Genomic DNA, 17,022 nt, shown 5'->3' with positions numbered 1-17,022 from the left:
TCTCTCCGCCACCGCACTGTTCGCCTCTGCATCCGATCGTTCGAACCGACAGCAAAACAGTGAGTGCCGCGACAACGGCTGATGCGGCTACGCGCGTTTTCCCATCGGCCCCACGTTTCCATCACTCCGCGGCACCAGAGACACAACTGCCGCCCTTGCGAGGTCTTCCAAGGCGGTCGCAATGTATTTCGCGTAGTGCCGCTCGATCATTGTGACTGAGGTGTTGTGCAGTTTGGCGACCTGTTGGATGGGCAAGCCCTTTCGGAGACCGCGCACGATGCTCGAGTGCCGCAAAGCATAGGGAATCACCTCCGGCATACCGGCGCGCTCGCGAATGGCCTTCCAGGGACGTGCAAGTTCGGCTCTTTTCCACGGACCGCGTTCAGACTTCTTCCAGGCGATACCCCTCGGCTCCTGTTCATGGATCCATCGCTCGAAAAGAGGGGCATCGCTTGGCCGCCCTGCGATTGCGCGCAAAAGCACCGCACTTACATCGTCGCCCACTGGGACCGGGTCTGAGCCGCTATTGCCGCCGCGCCCCTTGTAGGAGCCCGGCACCATCAGACGCCGTGCAGAAACCTGAACGTCGCCTATACGCATTCGCCTGACCTGGGCATACCGCGCGCCGGTCGCGGCCAGACATACGACGATCCGATATAGATCGCCATCAAATCCTTGCTCCTGATCGACTTCACACGCAGCTTGAAGGATGCCGCCAACCTCCTCATCCGTGAGAATCTGGTTATCCCGTGCAACCGACACATCATCATCATCATCGATCCGCTCGGCTTTGAAGCCGGCCTTCACAATGGCGGGGAACGTCGGGTTTAGTTTCTTCCGATCTGCGGAAAGCCGCGGCCACGCGGCATTCAGTGCGGCCTTGAGGTCATTCACGAACCGCTGCTTGGTCGTGACCTTTAAGTCCTCCGGCAAACCCTCACGCCACGTTATCAAGTCGTCTTCTTTCAAGGCATGCAGATGCACCGATGCGAGAGGAGCAGCTTGCGCAGCTTCCTGATTGCCGCGCTTTTTTTGACCAAGAACGTAGCGCCGCAGTTTGGTGCCCGCGTCGGATCGGACGTCGCGACCTGTTCGGCGCTTTTCTCGAGCGTCGCGTTCCTTGATGTAGGATTCAACGGCCGATCGCACCGTAGGAGCCGGGCCCGCCGCCTGCGCCGCAGCTTCTGTTCTGGCTCGAGCTACGGCCTCCCGTGCCGTTCTCACGGCCTATTCGTAGGTCAGAATCCCGGCGGCGGGCTTGTCGTTGATGTCGTTGGCGACGCCGACTGGCGCCTGCTTGTAGTTGCCGCCTTCGTGGTGATTACGCCAGCGGACAAACCAAACGCCGCTCTGCTTTCCTTTGCGATAGCCCAGATGCGCTTCCGCATCGAGGCGACGCCAATGCACGCCAAGCCCCAGCCTGGAGCGCGCATTAGCCGTCGTAACTTGAGCCTCGGTGAGTGTCTTCGACATCGCGTTGGTCGGTTTTACGTTGAATATCCGTTGAATATAAGTCCGCGTACTTGGCGAACAATACCGGATTATAGGCGTTCAACATATTGAAATTATTGAACGTAGGCGGACGGTGGCGAACGGAGAAGGAGCCATTATTTGGCTCTCTCAAGGCTGAAACAGGGGTTCGATTCCCCTAGGGAGCGTCAAAATCCGCGACGTTCTACGATGCGGAGTAAGAGGGCGGGCGTCCTCTATTGAGTTTTCTGCTTTTTCAACGTCAACGGCGCAGATCAGCTGGCCCGCTCAGGCACCATTCAGCGACGCCAACGCCCTGCTGACCTCGGTCTTAACCAGATGCTTGCGATAATCCGCCGAGGCGTAATGGTCCGACAGGCACTCGGCCTGTTCGCTGGCGAACGATGCGGCCGTTGCGATGTTTTCAGTCGATAGCGACTTTCCGATCAGATGCGCGCTCGCGGAATCGGCCGCAAAGGCCCGGCCAGTCGCGCCGGTGATGGCGATCGTGGCTTCCGAAACGATGCCGCCTTGCAAGCGCAGCGCGACAGCAACCCCGACAACGGCAAACCCGCTCGCCGGATGGCGTATCTTGCGATACCGGAATTTCGCGCCGGGGTTCGGACGCGGAATATGGATCGCAACAAGCACCTCTCCTGGCTCGAGCGTGGTGGTCATGATGTCGACGAAGAAGTCCCTTGCCGCGACACATCTGCGTCCAGTCGGGCCGGCCAGCTCCAGTTCGCCCTTCAGCGCGATGACGACCGCCGGCCAGTCGGCCGCAGGGTCGGCGTTTGCCAGTGAACCGCCAATGGTGCCGCGATTGCGCACTTGCGGGTCGGCGATCATGTCGGCGGCTTGACGGAAGATCGGCAGCACCTCTCGCAGAGGTTTTGAAGCCAGCAGTTCGGCATGCGTGGTCAAGGCTCCGATCCTGATGCGGTCGGCAACTTCGATCCCCTTTAACTCATCGATGCCGCTGATATCGATCAACAGCGCGGGCGATGCCAACCGCAATTTCAACGTCGGGATCAGCGTATGGCCGCCGGCCACGAGCTTGTTGCCGTCGGGGTCGTCTTGCAGCAGGCCGATGGCGTGGGTGAGCGACGTGGCGCGGACATAGTCGAATGAGGCCGGGATCATCGGTCTGCTCCGGCGCGTGCCTTCTGGATCGCCGACCAGACGCGCGGCGGCGTCATCGGCATGTCCAGATGTTTAATCCCGAACGGTGAAAGCGCATCGAGCACGGCGTGCACCATGCATGGGGGTGCTGCGATCGAGCCGCTTTCGCCGATGCCCTTGACGCCGATCGGGTTGGTGGGCGAGGGCGTCTCCTGAAACAGCGACCGTATGGTGGGGACATGCTCCGCGCGCGGCACCGCGTAATCGAGCAGCGAGCCGGTCATCAACTGCCCGGTATCAGGGTCATAACTGACTTCTTCGTAAAGCGCCTGCGCGATGCCTTGGACGACCCCGCCGTGAATCTGGCCGGCCGCAAAAAGCGGATTGATGATGGTGCCGGCATCATCGACGGCGACATAATCCAGAATATCGACGATCCCGGTCTCCGGATCGACGTCGACATAGGCCAAGTGGATTCCCGAAGGCGCGCCCATGCCCTTGGGATCGTAAAACACAGTCTCGTCGAGACCCGGCTCCATTCCGTCCGGAAGCTTGTGGCCGACATAGGCCATCCGGGCCACCGCGCCGAACGTCACCGAGGCAATGTCGGTCCCCGGGACGCTGAACTGGCCTGCAGAAAAGGAAACGTCGGCTTCGTCCACCTCCAGCATGCTTGCGGCGATCTTTTTCGCCTTGGCGACCACGCGGGTAGAGGAGACGTGAACGCCCGAGCCACCCACCGCCATCGAGCGGGAGTTGAAGGTGCCGTGACCGGCCTGGACCTGCCGCGTGTCGCCCTGCACCACGTCGATGTGTTCGATCGGCACCTGCAGGACATCGGCGGCAATCTGCGCCAGCGACGTGACATGGCCGTGGCCCTGACTCATGGATCCGGAAAAAATGACGACCCGACCGCCCGAGTCGACGCTGACCCGGGCGCTTTCCCAGCCTCCGCGGTTGAAGCCCATCAGGGCCAGGCGGCGTGACGGCGCCATGCCGCACATATGGGTATAGGCCGCGACACCAATGCCGCGATAGCGGCCCTTGGCGCGCAATTGATCGCGTTCCTTGCTGCGAGCCCCGTAGTCGAAGGCTTCCATCGCCTTTGCCAGGCAGCCTTCGTAATCGCCGCTATCGTAGGTCACCGCAGGCCCGTTGTAGGGCTTGTACGGAAAATCAGTGCGCTGAATGAAATTGCGCCTGCGTATTTCCACCTGATCGATATCGAGGTGCCGTGCGACCGCGTCGATCGCGCGTTCGGCGATGTACGCCCCTTCGGGCCGGCCATAGCCGCGATAGGCGTCGACCGGGACCGTGTTGGTCACGATCACCCTGGAGCGCGCCTCGTAGTGGTCGATCTTGTAGGCCCCGGTGCCGAAATTGATCGTGTTCACCGTCGGGCCGCCACTCGCCATGTTCGACAGATAGGCGCCGACATTGCCCAGCGTATCGACTTTCAGGCCGAGTATCTTGCCGTCGTTGCGGAACGCGATCTCGATCGTCTCCGTGTGGGCGCGGCCATGGTTGGTGGATTGATGGCTTTCGGAGCGCGATTCCCACCACTTGACGGGAACGCCGAGGTGACGCGCCAGATACGGGCAGAGCAGTTCTTCCGGATAGAGATGCATCTTCGCGCCGAACCCGCCGCCGATATCGGGCGCGACGATTCTCAGCTGATGCTCGGAAATGCCGACCGCATCGGCGATCCAGCGGCGATGCATGTGCGGCACCTGGCTCTGCAGGTAGATCGCCAGGGTGCCGCTCACGTCGGGCTCGGCCAGGATGGAGCGGGTCTCCATGCAGGTCGGAATCAGGCGATTGTTGGCCACGCGCAGGCGGATGACCTGATCGGCTTCCTGTGCGGCCTTCCTGTAGTCGCCGCCACCCATCTTGTAGACCGTGGTGATGTTGTTGGGCACGTTGTCGTGGAGTTGCGGTGCGCCGTCGCGGATCGCCGCTTCCTCGTCGGTTACGGCTGGAAGCGTTTCGTAGTCGACGTCGATCAGACCGATGGCATCGTGCGCCATCGCTTGGGTTTCGGCGACCACCAGTGCGACGCATTCGCCGACGAACCTGACGCGGTCAACGGCGACGACGGGCCGGTCCGGTATCTTCGTCCCCGGTATGATCCAGTTGGGAACGATTGCACCGATCTTGCCCGCAAGATCGGCCCCCGACAAAACCAGACGAACTCCCGGCGCTGCCTGTGCCGCCGTTAGATCGACTCGGCTGATGACGGCATGGGCATGGGGCGATCGCAGCACCGCCATATGCAACATGCCCGGCGACTTGATGTCGTCGGTATAGCGGCCCTTGCCGGTGACGAACTTGAAGTCCTCGCGGCGTCGCAGCGGCTGGCCGACATATTTGATCGCGGTAGCCTCAGTCATGGCGATGCGTCTCCGAAGCGAGGGATTGAACGGCGCGGACGATGTTGGTGTAGCCGGTGCAGCGGCAGATATTGCCGGTGAGGTGATGGCGAATCTCGCCCTCGGTCGGGTCAGGGTTTTGCGCCAGCAACTGCCGGGCAGCCATGATCATGCCTGGCGTGCAGAAGCCGCATTGCAGGGCATGGTGTTCATGGAAGGCCGCCTGTATCGGATGCAGTGCGCCACCCGCGGGCGCGAGCCCTTCGATCGTCGTGATCGACGCGCCGTCGGCCATCACGGCGAGAACCGTGCAGGATTTGACCGCCTGTCCATCGATAGCGACGGTGCAGGCGCCGCACTGCGAGGTGTCGCAGCCGACATGGGTGCCGGTGAAGCCAAAATCGTCCCGCAACAGATGAACCAGCAGCTTGCGCGCTTCCACGGAAGCGGTATGGCGCGCGCCGTTGACGTCGATCGTCACGACGTGACGCTTCTCATCGGTATCAGACATGCTTTCCTCCGAGCTGGGTAACAGTCATGAGAAGCTTAGCCTGGCGATATCGATCGCCACGAAAACCGGATCGGGAAGGGCGGTACCGTCGGCCCTCCGGCGCAGCGCCTGCCGCTTGGTGGCCACCTTGAACCCGTCGAAATCCCGGTGGTCGGATAGATAATGCGCTGTCGGTGCGCCGCCGGCGACGGGCGCGCTGTAATCCATGCGGCAAATCAAGCCTTCGCCATTGATATGGAAGACCTGCTCGGCGCAGTGCGTCGCAATGTGATCCGGAAACGTAACCTTGAGCCGCTGGCGCTTTTCGCCGTTCTCATCCCAGGGCTCAATCTCCTCGGTCTGGAAGCCGGGCAGCGCGAAGATGAAGGGCGTCGTGAGGTAATTCCACATCGCATAGCCACTGAAATAGGCGAGGTTGAGATCGTCCCACGGCGTTTCGACGGTATGACCGTCAAAGGCGGCGCGCGGATTGCGGCGGTCCTTGACCGGCTTTCCGTCGAGCGTTTCGATCGCCGTATGCTCAGGCGTGCATGAACTGCGCGTGGTCGTGCTGATGAACGGCCGGTAGCTGATCCATTGATGGCCGGTGGCGGCGGTGACGTGGACGTTCTTGAGAACGGCAGGCCATCCCCTTCGCGCCCAAAGCCCACCAGTGATGGACATGTCGCCTTCGATGGTTTTCACTTTATTCCAGCGCGCGATGCCGCCGTGGGCATCGATGACAAGGTCACGAAGCTCGCTCATGCAGATGGTCCCGTTGTTCGAAATTGCCGGTTCAGTCATGCCACGGTGATGTCAGTCACCGCGGACATATCGCTCGACAGTTTGTAACTCTAATGATAAGAGTGACTAGGAGGCAAGCGTTTTATGAAGTCCAAGAGCTTTGATGGAATGGCGTGCTCGATCGCCGGCGTGCTGGAGGCGATCGGCGACCGCTGGGCCGTACTCATCCTGCGCGACCTGTCGCTCGGGCTGAAGCGGTATGAGGATTTGCGCCACTCGACGGGCGTCACCAATGCGACCTTGTCCGACCGGCTGAAGCACCTCGAGGATCATGAATTGGTCGAGCGTCGCCGCTACCAGACCAATCCCGAGCGATACGAATATGTTTTGACGGCGAAGGGCCGGGATCTGATCCTGGTGACGCAGGCGCTGCTGCAGGTCGGCGACAAGTGGGCGGTTTCCGGCGATGCCGGGCCTCCGCTCAAATTCGTCGATCGAAAGACCGGGCACGCGGTGAAGCTCGCCATGGTCGACGACGAGACCGGGGAGCGGGTCAAGGCTCGCGACCTGCAGCCGCAGGCAGGGCCGGGCGCCGACGAACTGATCCATTGGCGGTTGACGCACTTCCCGAAATAGCATGCCAGCAATCCGGCTTACAGGAGAAGCATGCCGCGGCTTTTGCTTATGAATGACGATAATCATCTAATTTGCAGAACTGCAATCATCATGACTTGCAAAATGCAAGTCATGATGTAAATTGCCCGCAATGAATGAGCTGGCGCGTCGCGTCGAACAAGGGAGGTGCGTGGTGTCCGAGGATGCATTGGTTACGCGCGAGCAGCGCGGCAATATCTCCGTGTTGACGATGGTTTATCGGCCCTACAATCTGCTCGGACCGAAGCTCATCAATGCCATCGTCGAACAGGTCGAAGAGGCGCAGAAGGCCGGTAGCAGGGCGATCGTGCTTCGCAGCGGACTCCGGCACTTTTCCGCCGGCGCCGATCTCGATATTTTCGACAAGCGTGTGGAGCAGGGCAGCGGCGATACCGGCGGCGAAAACCGCCGCCTGAACGGCGTCGAGTTTCTCCGTTTCATGGAATTGCTGCCGATCCCGTTGATCGCGAGCATCCACGGCGTCTGCCTTGGCGGCGGCCTCGAACTGGCGCTGTCCTGCGACTACATCATCGCGGCCTCGTCGGCGAAGATCGGATCTGTAGAGGCGACGCTCGGACTGCATCCCTTGCTGGGCGGCATCCAGCGCCAGGTGCAGCGCATCGGCGCGTTGCGCGCCAAGGAGATGTCGATGCTGGCGCGGCGCTATGATGCGCCGACGCTGGAGAAATGGGGCTTGATCAATCTCACGGTTCCCGAGGAATCGCTGGAGAAGGCGACCATGGCGATTGCCGAGGAATTCGCACAAGGCCCGACGCTCGCGCATGCCGCCACCAAGGAGTTGGCCTACATTGCCGTCAATGACGGGGTGGCCGCCGCCGACCAGGCGATGGCAAGGGTCCAGGCGCCGATCTGGGCGTCGGAAGACCTGAAAGCCGGTCTCGCCTCATTCCGCAAGAACGGCCCTGGTCTTGCCAAATTTGCGGGGCGCTGATCATGGCCGGTCCTCTCAGCGGAATCCGCATCGTCGACTTTTCCCGCGTGCTCGCAGGCCCGCTGTGTGCGCGGACATTGCAGGATCTTGGCGCCGAGGTCATCAAAATCGAGCCGCCAAGCCCGGATGTGTCGCGCTTTGCGTTTCCTTCCACCGACGGCATGTCGGGCTATTATGCGCAGCAAAACGCCGGCAAGCGCAATGTCAGCATCAATCTCAATGTTCCCGGCGCCTACGAGCTGGCGCTCAAGCTGTGCGACACCGCCGATATCGTGGTGGAGAATTTTCGCGCGGGCACGCTGGGCTTCTTCGGCCTCGATTATGAGACGCTGTCGAAGCGCAATCCGCGGCTGATCTACGCTTCGATCACCGGTTACGGCCAGGGCGGCCCATGGCGCAGCCGGATGGCCTATGCTCCGACGGTGCAAGCCGAAGCCGGCTTCACCGAGAACAGCGTGCGGCACTATGGCGACGCCTTGAAGGAGCCGCGCACCGACAGCCTGTCGCATGCCGACGTCTATGCCGGGTTGCAGGCGGTGATCGCCATCCTCGCGGCGCTGCACAGCCGTCAGGCAACAGGTCAGGGCCAGTATATCGACGTCGCGATGGCGGCGACCTTGCTGGCGGTCAATGAGCGCGCACATGTCGATCTGTCGGACGACGATATCGGCGCGGAGCCTGCGGTGCTCGGCGCCACCGATTGCTCTTTCTTCACCGGTCCGCAGGGCGAGCATTTCACCGTCGCCACCAGCATCATCGGCAGCCGGACGTTCCCGTCCTGGCTGCGCGCGATGCGGCGTTCCGATCTGATGGACGACCCGCGGTTTTCGAATGCGGCGGCGCGGCGTCTGAATTTCGGCGCGTTGCACCAGATCATCCAGTCCTGGATGCTGACCTTCCCCGACATGGCGACGCTCGACGCGCAGTTCGACGAGGCCAAGATCGCGATGGGCGAGATTCGCTCTATCAAGGAACTCACAAAGTCGGACTGGAGCGATTACTGGGGCGCGGTCCAACTGGTTTCGGATCGCAACGGGGGCGAATACAAATTGCCGGGCCGCCCCTGGCATTTCTCAAAGGATGAGCTGATCCCGATCGGGACACCAGCATTCCAGGGTGAACACAACAGGGAGGTGTTTGCGGAGCTGGGAGTCAGCGAGGCGGAATTGCAGAAGCTGTCCGAAGCGGGCGTGCTCGTGACGCACCGTCGTGTGCTGGCGCCGGAAGCCGCGGCCGAGCCACGGCAGCCGGCGGGGCAGGCAGCCTGACCGCAGCTCCGCCCGCGGCTAAGGGATTTCGATCCTCGAAAAGGGAGGAAAGCGCCGATCTCCTGCTATAAATGCTCGGGAATCACAGAGGCAATAATCTGCGAGACACCATTTGAAGCGTTCGTTCAATAAGGAATGCTCCATCTCCCGCGCCATGGATGTGGTCGGCGACCGTTGGTCGATCCTGCTGCTTCGGGAAGCCTATTACGGCACCCGGCGGTTCGACGAGTTTCAATATTATCTTGGCGTGGCGCCGAACATTCTCAGCGCAAGGCTGAAAAAGTTCGTTGATCTCGGCATGATGACGCGCGTGCCGTTGCCCGAGCATGGCGGTCGCTACGAATATGTATTGACCAAAAAAGGGCGCGATTTCTTTCCGACGTACCTGGCGTTGAAGAAATGGGGAGATGAGTGGCTTGCGGAGCCCGAAGGGCCGCAGGTGGTTTTCAAGGAGCGCAGCAGCGGACAGCAAATCGAATATCCCACTTTGCTGTCCGCGCGCGGACATCCGCTGGAACTCGAAGACATTGAAATTGTTGCGGGCTCCGGCGCCGTGCCTTTCAACCGAAAGCGTTTTGGCGCTCAGCGCCCGCAAGCAAAGGTCAAGCCAGGTCGGGCGGGTCGAGTTCCGCGCAAATCCGTAGCCGACAAAGACAAATAAGGTAAGGTCCGCTCCTGACCGCGGCACTCACTGAAGCGCGTTCACAGACGATTGCAGATTTGACCATCTTGGATATTATTTGCTGCAGTTAGCTCAAACTTGCCCATGATGGATTGGAGCGAGAATTTAGGTTTTTCAATCAGTTAGAAGGCTGCGTGTGCACGATGTGTGCACCGGGAGATCAAAGAAAATCTGGCGACAACCAACGTGAGCAGGAAGAATTGAACGCCCCGCGGTGTCAGCGGCGACCGATGTTTCGGAAGCGGCGTGATCTGCTCGACAAACCGGAATCTGCGCCGGCCTGCTGCCCAGAGTTCGATGCCGCTTACCTCGGCGGCGGCTATCGTGCAGACCACTGCGCAGTCAAACATTACCGCCGTCGCAAGCGCTGGTTGGCGTGAACGTCTCAACAGTTATGCCGAAGCACGGCATCGAGTCGCGCCGATCTCCTGTTCGGGACCATTGGTTCTCCGTACGGAGGGTGCGAACCAGATCCTTTATGTTGTCGTCAACTGATGTCGTCGAGCAGGACCGGTTTGCCGATCGGCGCCAGCGTCGTGCCGTCAAAACGGGTCAGTTGCAGGTGATGGATCGCGCGATAGTCGGTCGGCGAGTTGTAAACGCCGATCCCGTCGATGAACATCGGCGGCTCCAGGCCCTTCAAGGTCGTCGCCTGCTTCAACAGGTTTTCCCGGGTGAGTTCGTCGCCGCAGCGCTTTAGCACCTGTTCGATCATCCAGGCATTGTTGTAGCCTGGCAGCGCCGCGGCATTGTTCAGGTCGAGGTTCGGCATGTAACGCGCGGCGAATGTCTTGAAGTCCTTGACGGCGGGGTGCTCGGCCTGGGTCGGATCCGCCGGATTTCGCTCCCAGGTCGCGGTGATCACGCCCTTGGAGGCTTCGGCCCCGGCCGGAATGAATGTCGTCCCGATCGAACCGGCATTCGACGCCACGATGTGCAACGGGTGCCAGTTGAGCCCGGCCGCGACACGGATCGCTTGAGCGGCGAATTTCGATTGAGTGAACTGGATCAGGACATCCGCACCTGCGCCCTTGAAGTCCACGATCTGCGCATCGATCGTCGGATCGGACAACTCGTGGCTCAGCTCCTTCACGATCATGGCTGCCTTGTCACCGAGGCCCTGCTTTAATCCTTTGACGTAATCGCGGCCCAGGTCGTCATTCTCATATTGCATGGCGATCCTCGCGGATGGCCGCTCCTGCAAAATATGCCTGGCGAATAACGCGCCCTGAGCGGCGTAGATTGGATAGAACGGAACGATCCAGGGAAACTCCTTGGGATCGTTGAACCGCTCTGCCCCGGAAGTCAGGAACAGGTTCGGAACGCCTTTGCCGTTGAGATATTTCTGGATCGCGACATTGGTTGGCGTTCCCAGGGAGCCGGCAATCGCAAAGACCTCGTCCGACTCGACGAGCTTTCGCGTTTGCTCGAGTGCTTTTGGCGGGCTGAACGCGTTGTCGAGCGATATCAGATTGACGCGCCGGCCGTTGATGCCGCCGCGGTCGTTGACCATCTGGAAATACGCGACCTGCGCCAGACCATAGGCTGCGGCCGTCGATGCCGGACCGCTGTAGTAGGCCGTGGTACCGAGCTTGATTTCGGTGTCGCTGACGCCGGGACCGTATGTTCCGGCAGCCTTGGCCCGGCCGCCGATGCCGGCGAGGAGGGCAGTTGCGCCGAGGGCGACGACGGATCGACGGGAAACGGATTTCATGCAGGGGCCCTTTCGGCTGTGAATGCAGTCATGACCCTGCGACCCTTTGCGTCAGTGTGAGACCCGAAACGAGCGAAGGGGTCTCAAGTGCGGCTGGGGCGGAGAGGAATTTTCGCATCGCTTCGGTGTCATTTTTTCGAGCCCGGAGCAGCGCCAGGTCGTTCTCGAGCCGATCCTCGTCCCCGGAATTGAACACCAAACGCAGGCTTTCGCTGGAGATTGGCGAGATGACCTCGTGATAGACTTTTCGTCGCAATTCGGAATATCGATCGAGGATCTCGTCGCTGGCTCTTCCGTGAACAACGGCGGCAAGCGCCTCGCTCAGCGCAAACGCATCGTACAAGCCTCCCATCAAGCCGAAACCGCTCGTCGGGTTGGTGAGGTGCGCGGCGTCGCCGGCGAGGACAACGCGCCCGACGCGATAGGTGGCGGCGGTCCGTTGATGCATGTTATAGGCGGTGTGGAGAGCCAGTTCGTACTTCTGGTCACCCGGCAGAACGGTCCGGATGAATTGCCGAATTCGATCCATCACCGTTTCGAGCGGCTGCGTCGTCTGCTCGGCGAAAGTGAACCGCCACAGACCTTCGAGGTTGATCTTGTAGACGACGGCTCCGTAGACCGGATCGACCAGATAGCCGGAATTCCAGCCGTACTGTTCGAAGTCATAGTAGATGTTCGTCACTACGAAGCGTTGGGGCCAGGTAAAGCCGTCCATCGTCAGTCCCGCGGCTTTACGCACAGCGCTCCGTCCGCCGTCCGCGGCAACCACCCAATCCGCCACGAACTCGACCGGAGCGCCGGCCTGTTCTGCGGCGACGACCACCTTGCCGGGCGTCTGTGTCAGGCCGGCGAATTTCGTGCCCCAGTGGATACGCACGTTCGGATATCGCTGCAGATGCTGCAGCACGACCCTGGCAAGCAGGTCCTGCCCGAGCGTCAGACTGTACGGCCGGTCGGTGATGCCGCGAACCGCATCATGATTGTAAACGATGGTCTCGCCGGTCTTGAAAATGCGCCAGCAGCGATCATCGACGATATGGCCGGCAGCAATCATGTCGTCGAGCACGCCGAACAGCTGGAGTGCGGGCAATATCGACCAGGCGTAGGAGATAGCACGCGGCGAGTAGACGATATCATCCTCCGCCTCGAGCAAGGTCACCGAAACGCCTTCGCGCGCCAGGCCCAGCGCCGTCATCAATCCCACCGGGCCGGCGCCCACGATCAGGACCTCTGTCATGCCTTTGTCCTATCTGTTGAAGTGCAGCCGACGGCTCTTGTCGGGCGCGTCGCAAAATTGCTCAGAACGTGCCGGGATAGGCGCCGCCATCGATCAGGATATTCTGTCCGGTGATGTAGCCGGCCGGCACCGAGCACAGGAATGCACAGGTCGCACCGAATTCGTCGGGGTGCCCGAACCGTTTGGTGGGATTGGCGGTTCTGATCTCCTCGGTGACTTTATCAACGGCGCGCGAGGAATTCTTCGCCAATGCCGCCAGATTCGACTTCAGGCGGTCGGTATCAAAGGTGCCGGGCAACAGGTTGTTGATGGTCACGTTGTGTTCGGCGGTGGATCGCGCGAGACCTGCGATGAAGCCGGTCAGGCCGCTACGAGCCCCGTTGGACAGCGCGAGCATCGCGACCGGAGCCTTCACCGCATGTGACGTGATATTGACGATGCGTCCGAACCTGCGCGCCATCATGCCGTCGAGCGTCGCCTTGATCAGCGCGATCGGTGCCAGCATGTTGCCATCCAGCGCCTTGATCCAGTCTTCGCGTTCGAACTTTCGGAAATCACCAGGCGGTGGCCCACCGGCATTGTTGATGAGAATGTCGGGAGCGGGACAGGCGGCAAGAATGGCATCGCGGCCGTCCTTCGTCGTCACGTCGGCCACGACCGTTTTGGGGCGGTTGCCGGTGGCGGACGAAATCTCGTCGGCCGCGCTCTCCAGTACCTCTCGGCGTCGAGCCGCGATGACGAGATGTACTCCCTCGCGCGCGAGGGCCATGGCGCTTGCCTTGCTAAGCCCCTGACTTGCCGCGCACACGATAGCCGTGCGGCCCTTCAATCCCAGATCCATGTTTTCCGCCCTGACCTGCTCCGCGTCTTTTGGCGGATGATTTGTGTGATTGACGTCTCAAGAGTTTGGTGGAAGCACGCCAGCAGACCTGGAGCCCCACATGCAGAGACTGCTTGGCTCGAAGCCGAATTGCCGTGGCCGGTGTGTGGCCTCGTCCTCGATCTCGTCGACGCCGACGGAATATTCGAAAACCATGCCGTCCGGCCCTTTGAAATAGAGGAAGCGCGCGCCGGAGGTTGGATGCCGACCAGGGCCAAAGACGATCGGGACTCGCTGGCCGGACAGATGATAGTAAGAGCGCAGCACGTCATCGTTGCTCTCAACCTGGTGGTTGACGTGATGAATGCCGGGGCTACGTCCCGGCGCCAGCGCGATGGTGTGATGGATGGCGTTGACGCGCATCAGCGCGATGTCTCCGATCCGATCGCTGACGCGTGCGTTGCAAACCTGGGTCCAGAACTGTTCGTCCCGGGCAGGATTGGTCGTGCTGAGGCCGACATGGCTGAAACCGGTTATTCCCGCATCTCTCGACGCGAAGTAGCGCTTGCCGCTGCGTTCCGGCCGGACCGCCAGTTCGATCTGATTGCCGGTGGGATCCTTGAATCCGATGAACGCCTTCACCTTGCGCAAGGCGCACTCGGTTGGCGTGCCGGCATGCACCGGATGGCCCAACTGGTCCAGCGTTGCCGCGGCGGCATTGAGCTTGCTCTCGTCCTCCACTTCGAACCCGACGGTCTGATCGGTCGGATCGCCTTCAAAATAGCAAAGCGTGTGGGCTCGATCATCCGACCGGAGATAAAGGGCTTTCCCGGACTGCTCGCCGACCTGCAGGCCCAGGCATTTGGTTGCAAAACTCCCGGCCTCTTCGAGGTTGGAAGCGCCGAGCCTCACATATGAAAGGTCCTTAAGCTCGATCATCATGCTCTCCTGTGTAGAGACGGTTCAACTGGCCGGCGCGAATTGCAATTCGGCCATATCGACGCATTCGCTGCCCCACTCGCACAGAGAGGAGGCTTCCGCCGTGAATTGCCGGGGGCGATGACCCGCGTCGATGTCCTTCAGGCCGTAGCCGTAGGAGAAGACGTAGCCCTCCGGTCCGGCAAACCGGAGGAAGATCTGGCCTGAGGCCGGTTCGCGACCTGGTCCGTGCACGATCTTGATCTGCCGTTCCTGGACGAAATACTTGTTCTGCATCACGGCATCCATACTTTCGACGCCATAGCAGACGTAGACCAGACCGGCTTTGTCCGAAGGGTAAAGCGCCACGCGATGGTGCTTTTGGTCGATCGCGAGATAGGTGACGTCGCCGACGCGGTCGGTCACCCTCGCGCCCAGGATCGCCGTCCATAGCTTGAGATCGTCCTTGATCGCGCGGCTGCGAAGCCCGACGCTTTGCAATCCGGAGATTCCGGCGTCGCGGCTCGGGAAATAACGTCGGCCGCTCATGGCGGGCCGCAACACCAGATCGATCGTATTGCCGGTGGCGTCCTCGACGATCAGCGCCCGGCGAACGAAGCGCTGGGCACATTCTTCGACCGTCGCTTCGCGCGCGAGGAAACCGCTGATGGCGAGATCGTTCGCCGCGCGCTCGAGTTCCGGCTCGCCGGAAATCTCGATGCCGATACTCGGCCTGTCCGTTCGGGCAGCGAGACACAGCGTGTGGTAGCGTTCATCGGAGCGAAACAGAAACGGTTCGAGCTCGTTGGGAACGTGCTGGAGACCGAGGATCTCGGTTGCGAAGGTGGCCGCGACTTGCGGCTGGGCAACCGCAAGTCTTACATAGCAAAGCTGGATGGCCGGAATGCGCGACGATGATTGTTCCGCGGTCATGATTTTCGGCCCCGCTGGCGAGGCTTACCCGGTATTGCCATCGCCAGGTGTTGATGGATGATGTCACGCCAAACATTCATCAGTCGCGTGAACTGCTCCGGATCGTTCTCGAGGAGCATACGGACCGAAAATCCGCGCACGGCACTCAACGTCAGCGCAAGAACGTCACTGGCCAGTTGCTTCGGAATGCCTGAGGATATCAATGTATCCAGCCACGCAGCTTCAATAGAGAAGCGCGTTTGGCGCGTGAACTGGTGCGTTTCATGCCTGAGGCGGCGCGTGCTCTCGTCGCTCATCGCGATGGCCAATTCGATGAAGAAATAGTCGCCCAGGAAGAAGTCCTGCGCATCCTTGATGATCTCTTCGATGGGATCGCCGCTGGTTCGGGCCAGTTGGGCCCGCCGCGTACTCTGGGTAAAGGTGACTTCGTTGACATAGGTCAGCACCGCCACCACCAGGGCATGCTTGCTCGGGAAATGATGCATCAGCGCGCCGCGGGAAACGCCGGCCACGCTCGCCACCTCGATCGTTCGCAAACCGCCGAATCCTTTCTGGCGGATGAGCTTGGCCGCGGCTTCCAGCAATTGCTTACGCGTGGTTTCGCTGCGCTCCGCCTGGGTCCGCCGCGTCGCATATTTTGGCTCGGCGGAAGAGTCTCGGCGCGACCGCAGCTTTTGCCGCGGGGCAGGGGCTTGCAGTGTTCCAGGACTGTGCCGGGTGGTCGGTTTCGGTTCTTTAGAATTCGACATGGACGCTTTCTTCAATAGCTTTGATGACGAAGGTTTTGAGCGCGACCGTGCTGCCGTCCGGCATCGATGCGGGTCGAATTTCACCGCTGGGAAAATCCGCGACTACGCCGATCAGGACGGTTTCGGTCATGGTGTCGGTCATAACATTGTGCTGCCGCCGTTGACACTGATGACCTGCCCGGTGACGAACGACGCCTCTTTTGACGCCAGATAGCAGACCATCGATGCCACTTCATCCATCTCGCCGGCCCGTCCCATCGGCACCACATCGACGAAACGTTGCAGGGCTTGGGGCGACATCAGGGTGGCCTTCTGCACCTGGGGCGTATTGACGATGCAGGGCGCCACGACGTTGACGGTGATGCCGTCCCTGGCGAATTCCCGGGCCAGTCCGGTGGCCATGGCGTGCACGCCGCCCTTGGCGGCATTGTAGGCGGCATGATCCCAAAGTCCGTTCCGGACCGAGTCGGCGCCGATATTCACGATCCGGCCATATCCCTTGGCTTTCATGATGGGAACGGCATGCCAGGTGCACCATAGCGTGGTCCACAGATTGCGATCGATGGTCGTGCGCAGGGTGTCGGGGGTATGATCGAGGAATGGTTTGATGATGCCGCCACCGGCATTGTTCACCAGCACATCGAGCGTGCCGTAGGTTTCGACGGCAGATTTGATAACGCCGCCGGCGACATCCTCCCGCGAAAGGTCGCCGGCCCTGACGGTCGGCTTGTCGCGTCCTGAAGCAGCGATATCCTCGGCGACCAGGTTGAGACGCTTTTCGTCAATATCCGACAGCACGAGGCGCGCGCCGGCATCGGCAAAATGCTTCGCAATGACGACGCCAATTCCGCTTGCGGCGCCGGTGACGACAACAACCTGGTCGGTAAAACGGGAGTCCAT

Annotated in this window: 16 protein-coding genes and 1 pseudogene; 4 read left to right on the top strand and 13 right to left on the bottom strand. The window is 61.1% G+C overall.

The genetic code is table 11. From position 1 onward, the window contains the following. Window positions 1–87: 87 nt before the first annotated feature. The 5 genes and pseudogenes from BLR13_RS03930 to BLR13_RS03910 all read right to left on the bottom strand — a co-directional run bounded on the left by BLR13_RS03930 (window position 88) and on the right by BLR13_RS03910 (window position 6,216). Window positions 88–1,473 (bottom strand): annotated as a pseudogene (locus tag BLR13_RS03930) (tyrosine-type recombinase/integrase). A gap of 285 nt (window positions 1,474–1,758) precedes the next feature. Then, window positions 1,759–2,613 carry an FAD binding domain-containing protein gene (locus BLR13_RS03925; protein ID WP_074827469.1) on the bottom strand — a complete coding sequence of 285 codons (855 nt, stop codon included), beginning with the start codon at window positions 2,611–2,613 and terminating at the stop codon, window positions 1,759–1,761. Further along, window positions 2,610–4,982, bottom strand: a complete 2,373-nt coding sequence (locus tag BLR13_RS03920) for a xanthine dehydrogenase family protein molybdopterin-binding subunit (protein ID WP_074827470.1) — start codon at window positions 4,980–4,982, stop codon at window positions 2,610–2,612. Before BLR13_RS03920 ends, BLR13_RS03925 begins: the two co-directional genes overlap by 4 nt. After that, window positions 4,975–5,472, bottom strand: a complete 498-nt coding sequence (locus BLR13_RS03915) for a (2Fe-2S)-binding protein (protein WP_074827472.1) — start codon at window positions 5,470–5,472, stop codon at window positions 4,975–4,977. Before BLR13_RS03915 ends, BLR13_RS03920 begins: the two co-directional genes overlap by 8 nt. Before the next feature lie 24 nt (window positions 5,473–5,496). Beyond that, the gene (locus BLR13_RS03910) at window positions 5,497–6,216 is read right to left on the bottom strand and encodes a hypothetical protein (RefSeq protein WP_074831915.1); all 720 of its coding nucleotides are present in this window, start codon (window positions 6,214–6,216) and stop codon (window positions 5,497–5,499) included. Window positions 6,217–6,339: 123 nt separating this feature from the next. Between BLR13_RS03910 and BLR13_RS03905 the strand changes: the two genes are divergently transcribed. From BLR13_RS03905 to BLR13_RS03890, 4 genes are all read left to right on the top strand, one after another. Then, on the top strand, window positions 6,340–6,831 hold the full coding sequence (locus BLR13_RS03905; protein WP_074827473.1) for a winged helix-turn-helix transcriptional regulator: 492 nt from the start codon (window positions 6,340–6,342) through the stop codon (window positions 6,829–6,831). Between the two features lie 172 nt (window positions 6,832–7,003). Continuing rightward, window positions 7,004–7,801 (top strand): enoyl-CoA hydratase/isomerase family protein, encoded by a 798-nt coding sequence (locus tag BLR13_RS03900; RefSeq protein ID WP_244525079.1) that lies wholly within the window; start codon window positions 7,004–7,006, stop codon window positions 7,799–7,801. A gap of 2 nt (window positions 7,802–7,803) precedes the next feature. Then, entirely contained in the window at window positions 7,804–9,069 is a 1,266-nt protein-coding gene (locus tag BLR13_RS03895) for a CaiB/BaiF CoA transferase family protein (RefSeq protein ID WP_074827476.1), read from the top strand. Between the two features lie 112 nt (window positions 9,070–9,181). Next, window positions 9,182–9,730: a winged helix-turn-helix transcriptional regulator gene (locus BLR13_RS03890; protein WP_244525078.1), complete on the top strand. Its 549-nt coding sequence runs from the start codon at window positions 9,182–9,184 to the stop codon at window positions 9,728–9,730. Between the two features lie 508 nt (window positions 9,731–10,238). Here BLR13_RS03890 and BLR13_RS03885 read toward each other — a convergent pair. The 8 genes from BLR13_RS03885 to BLR13_RS03855 all read right to left on the bottom strand — a co-directional run bounded on the left by BLR13_RS03885 (window position 10,239) and on the right by BLR13_RS03855 (window position 17,022). Then, a complete protein-coding gene (locus BLR13_RS03885) occupies window positions 10,239–11,465 on the bottom strand; it encodes an ABC transporter substrate-binding protein (RefSeq protein WP_079586792.1) in 1,227 nt (408 codons plus the stop codon). Window positions 11,466–11,493: 28 nt separating this feature from the next. Further along, window positions 11,494–12,702, bottom strand: coding sequence for an FAD-dependent oxidoreductase (locus BLR13_RS03880; RefSeq protein WP_074827477.1), 1,209 nt, complete (start codon window positions 12,700–12,702; stop codon window positions 11,494–11,496). Between the two features lie 61 nt (window positions 12,703–12,763). Then, complete coding sequence (locus BLR13_RS03875; protein WP_074827479.1) at window positions 12,764–13,543, bottom strand: SDR family oxidoreductase; 780 nt, start codon at window positions 13,541–13,543, stop codon at window positions 12,764–12,766. Window positions 13,544–13,600: 57 nt separating this feature from the next. After that, window positions 13,601–14,461, bottom strand: a complete 861-nt coding sequence (locus tag BLR13_RS03870) for a VOC family protein (protein ID WP_074827481.1) — start codon at window positions 14,459–14,461, stop codon at window positions 13,601–13,603. Between the two features lie 24 nt (window positions 14,462–14,485). Next, the gene (locus BLR13_RS03865; RefSeq protein ID WP_074827483.1) at window positions 14,486–15,373 is read right to left on the bottom strand and encodes a VOC family protein; all 888 of its coding nucleotides are present in this window, start codon (window positions 15,371–15,373) and stop codon (window positions 14,486–14,488) included. Beyond that, window positions 15,370–16,122 (bottom strand): TetR/AcrR family transcriptional regulator, encoded by a 753-nt coding sequence (locus BLR13_RS03860; RefSeq protein ID WP_083387645.1) that lies wholly within the window; start codon window positions 16,120–16,122, stop codon window positions 15,370–15,372. Before BLR13_RS03860 ends, BLR13_RS03865 begins: the two co-directional genes overlap by 4 nt. Next, window positions 16,109–16,264, bottom strand: a complete 156-nt coding sequence (locus tag BLR13_RS39915) for a hypothetical protein (RefSeq protein ID WP_154070871.1) — start codon at window positions 16,262–16,264, stop codon at window positions 16,109–16,111. The genes BLR13_RS03860 and BLR13_RS39915 overlap by 14 nt, the downstream gene beginning before the upstream one ends. Further along, entirely contained in the window at window positions 16,261–17,022 is a 762-nt protein-coding gene (locus tag BLR13_RS03855) for an SDR family oxidoreductase (RefSeq protein WP_074827492.1), read from the bottom strand. The genes BLR13_RS39915 and BLR13_RS03855 overlap by 4 nt, the downstream gene beginning before the upstream one ends.

The sequence above is a fragment of the Bradyrhizobium ottawaense genome (genome assembly GCF_900099825.1).
GTDB lineage: Bacteria > Pseudomonadota > Alphaproteobacteria > Rhizobiales > Xanthobacteraceae > Bradyrhizobium > Bradyrhizobium ottawaense_A.
Note: the sequence above shows the minus strand (reverse complement) of the source record. Positions and strands in the feature narration are given on the sequence as shown.

Excerpts from the sequence above, each read along its gene's own strand:
- BLR13_RS03925 (WP_074827469.1), bottom strand. The coding sequence starts at position 2,613 with ATGATCCCGGCCTCATTCGACTATGTCCGCGCCACGTCGCTCACCCAC.
- BLR13_RS03920 (WP_074827470.1), bottom strand. The coding sequence starts at position 4,982 with ATGACTGAGGCTACCGCGATCAAATATGTCGGCCAGCCGCTGCGACGC.
- BLR13_RS03915 (WP_074827472.1), bottom strand. The coding sequence starts at position 5,472 with ATGTCTGATACCGATGAGAAGCGTCACGTCGTGACGATCGACGTCAAC.
- BLR13_RS03910 (WP_074831915.1), bottom strand. The coding sequence starts at position 6,216 with ATGAGCGAGCTTCGTGACCTTGTCATCGATGCCCACGGCGGCATCGCG.
- BLR13_RS03905 (WP_074827473.1), top strand. The coding sequence starts at position 6,340 with ATGAAGTCCAAGAGCTTTGATGGAATGGCGTGCTCGATCGCCGGCGTG.
- BLR13_RS03895 (WP_074827476.1), top strand. The coding sequence starts at position 7,804 with ATGGCCGGTCCTCTCAGCGGAATCCGCATCGTCGACTTTTCCCGCGTG.
- BLR13_RS03885 (WP_079586792.1), bottom strand. The coding sequence starts at position 11,465 with ATGAAATCCGTTTCCCGTCGATCCGTCGTCGCCCTCGGCGCAACTGCC.
- BLR13_RS03880 (WP_074827477.1), bottom strand. The coding sequence starts at position 12,702 with ATGACAGAGGTCCTGATCGTGGGCGCCGGCCCGGTGGGATTGATGACG.
- BLR13_RS03875 (WP_074827479.1), bottom strand. The coding sequence starts at position 13,543 with ATGGATCTGGGATTGAAGGGCCGCACGGCTATCGTGTGCGCGGCAAGT.
- BLR13_RS03870 (WP_074827481.1), bottom strand. The coding sequence starts at position 14,461 with ATGATCGAGCTTAAGGACCTTTCATATGTGAGGCTCGGCGCTTCCAAC.
- BLR13_RS03865 (WP_074827483.1), bottom strand. The coding sequence starts at position 15,373 with ATGACCGCGGAACAATCATCGTCGCGCATTCCGGCCATCCAGCTTTGC.
- BLR13_RS03860 (WP_083387645.1), bottom strand. The coding sequence starts at position 16,122 with ATGTCGAATTCTAAAGAACCGAAACCGACCACCCGGCACAGTCCTGGA.
- BLR13_RS39915 (WP_154070871.1), bottom strand. The coding sequence starts at position 16,264 with ATGACCGACACCATGACCGAAACCGTCCTGATCGGCGTAGTCGCGGAT.
- BLR13_RS03855 (WP_074827492.1), bottom strand. The coding sequence starts at position 17,022 with ATGGACTCCCGTTTTACCGACCAGGTTGTTGTCGTCACCGGCGCCGCA.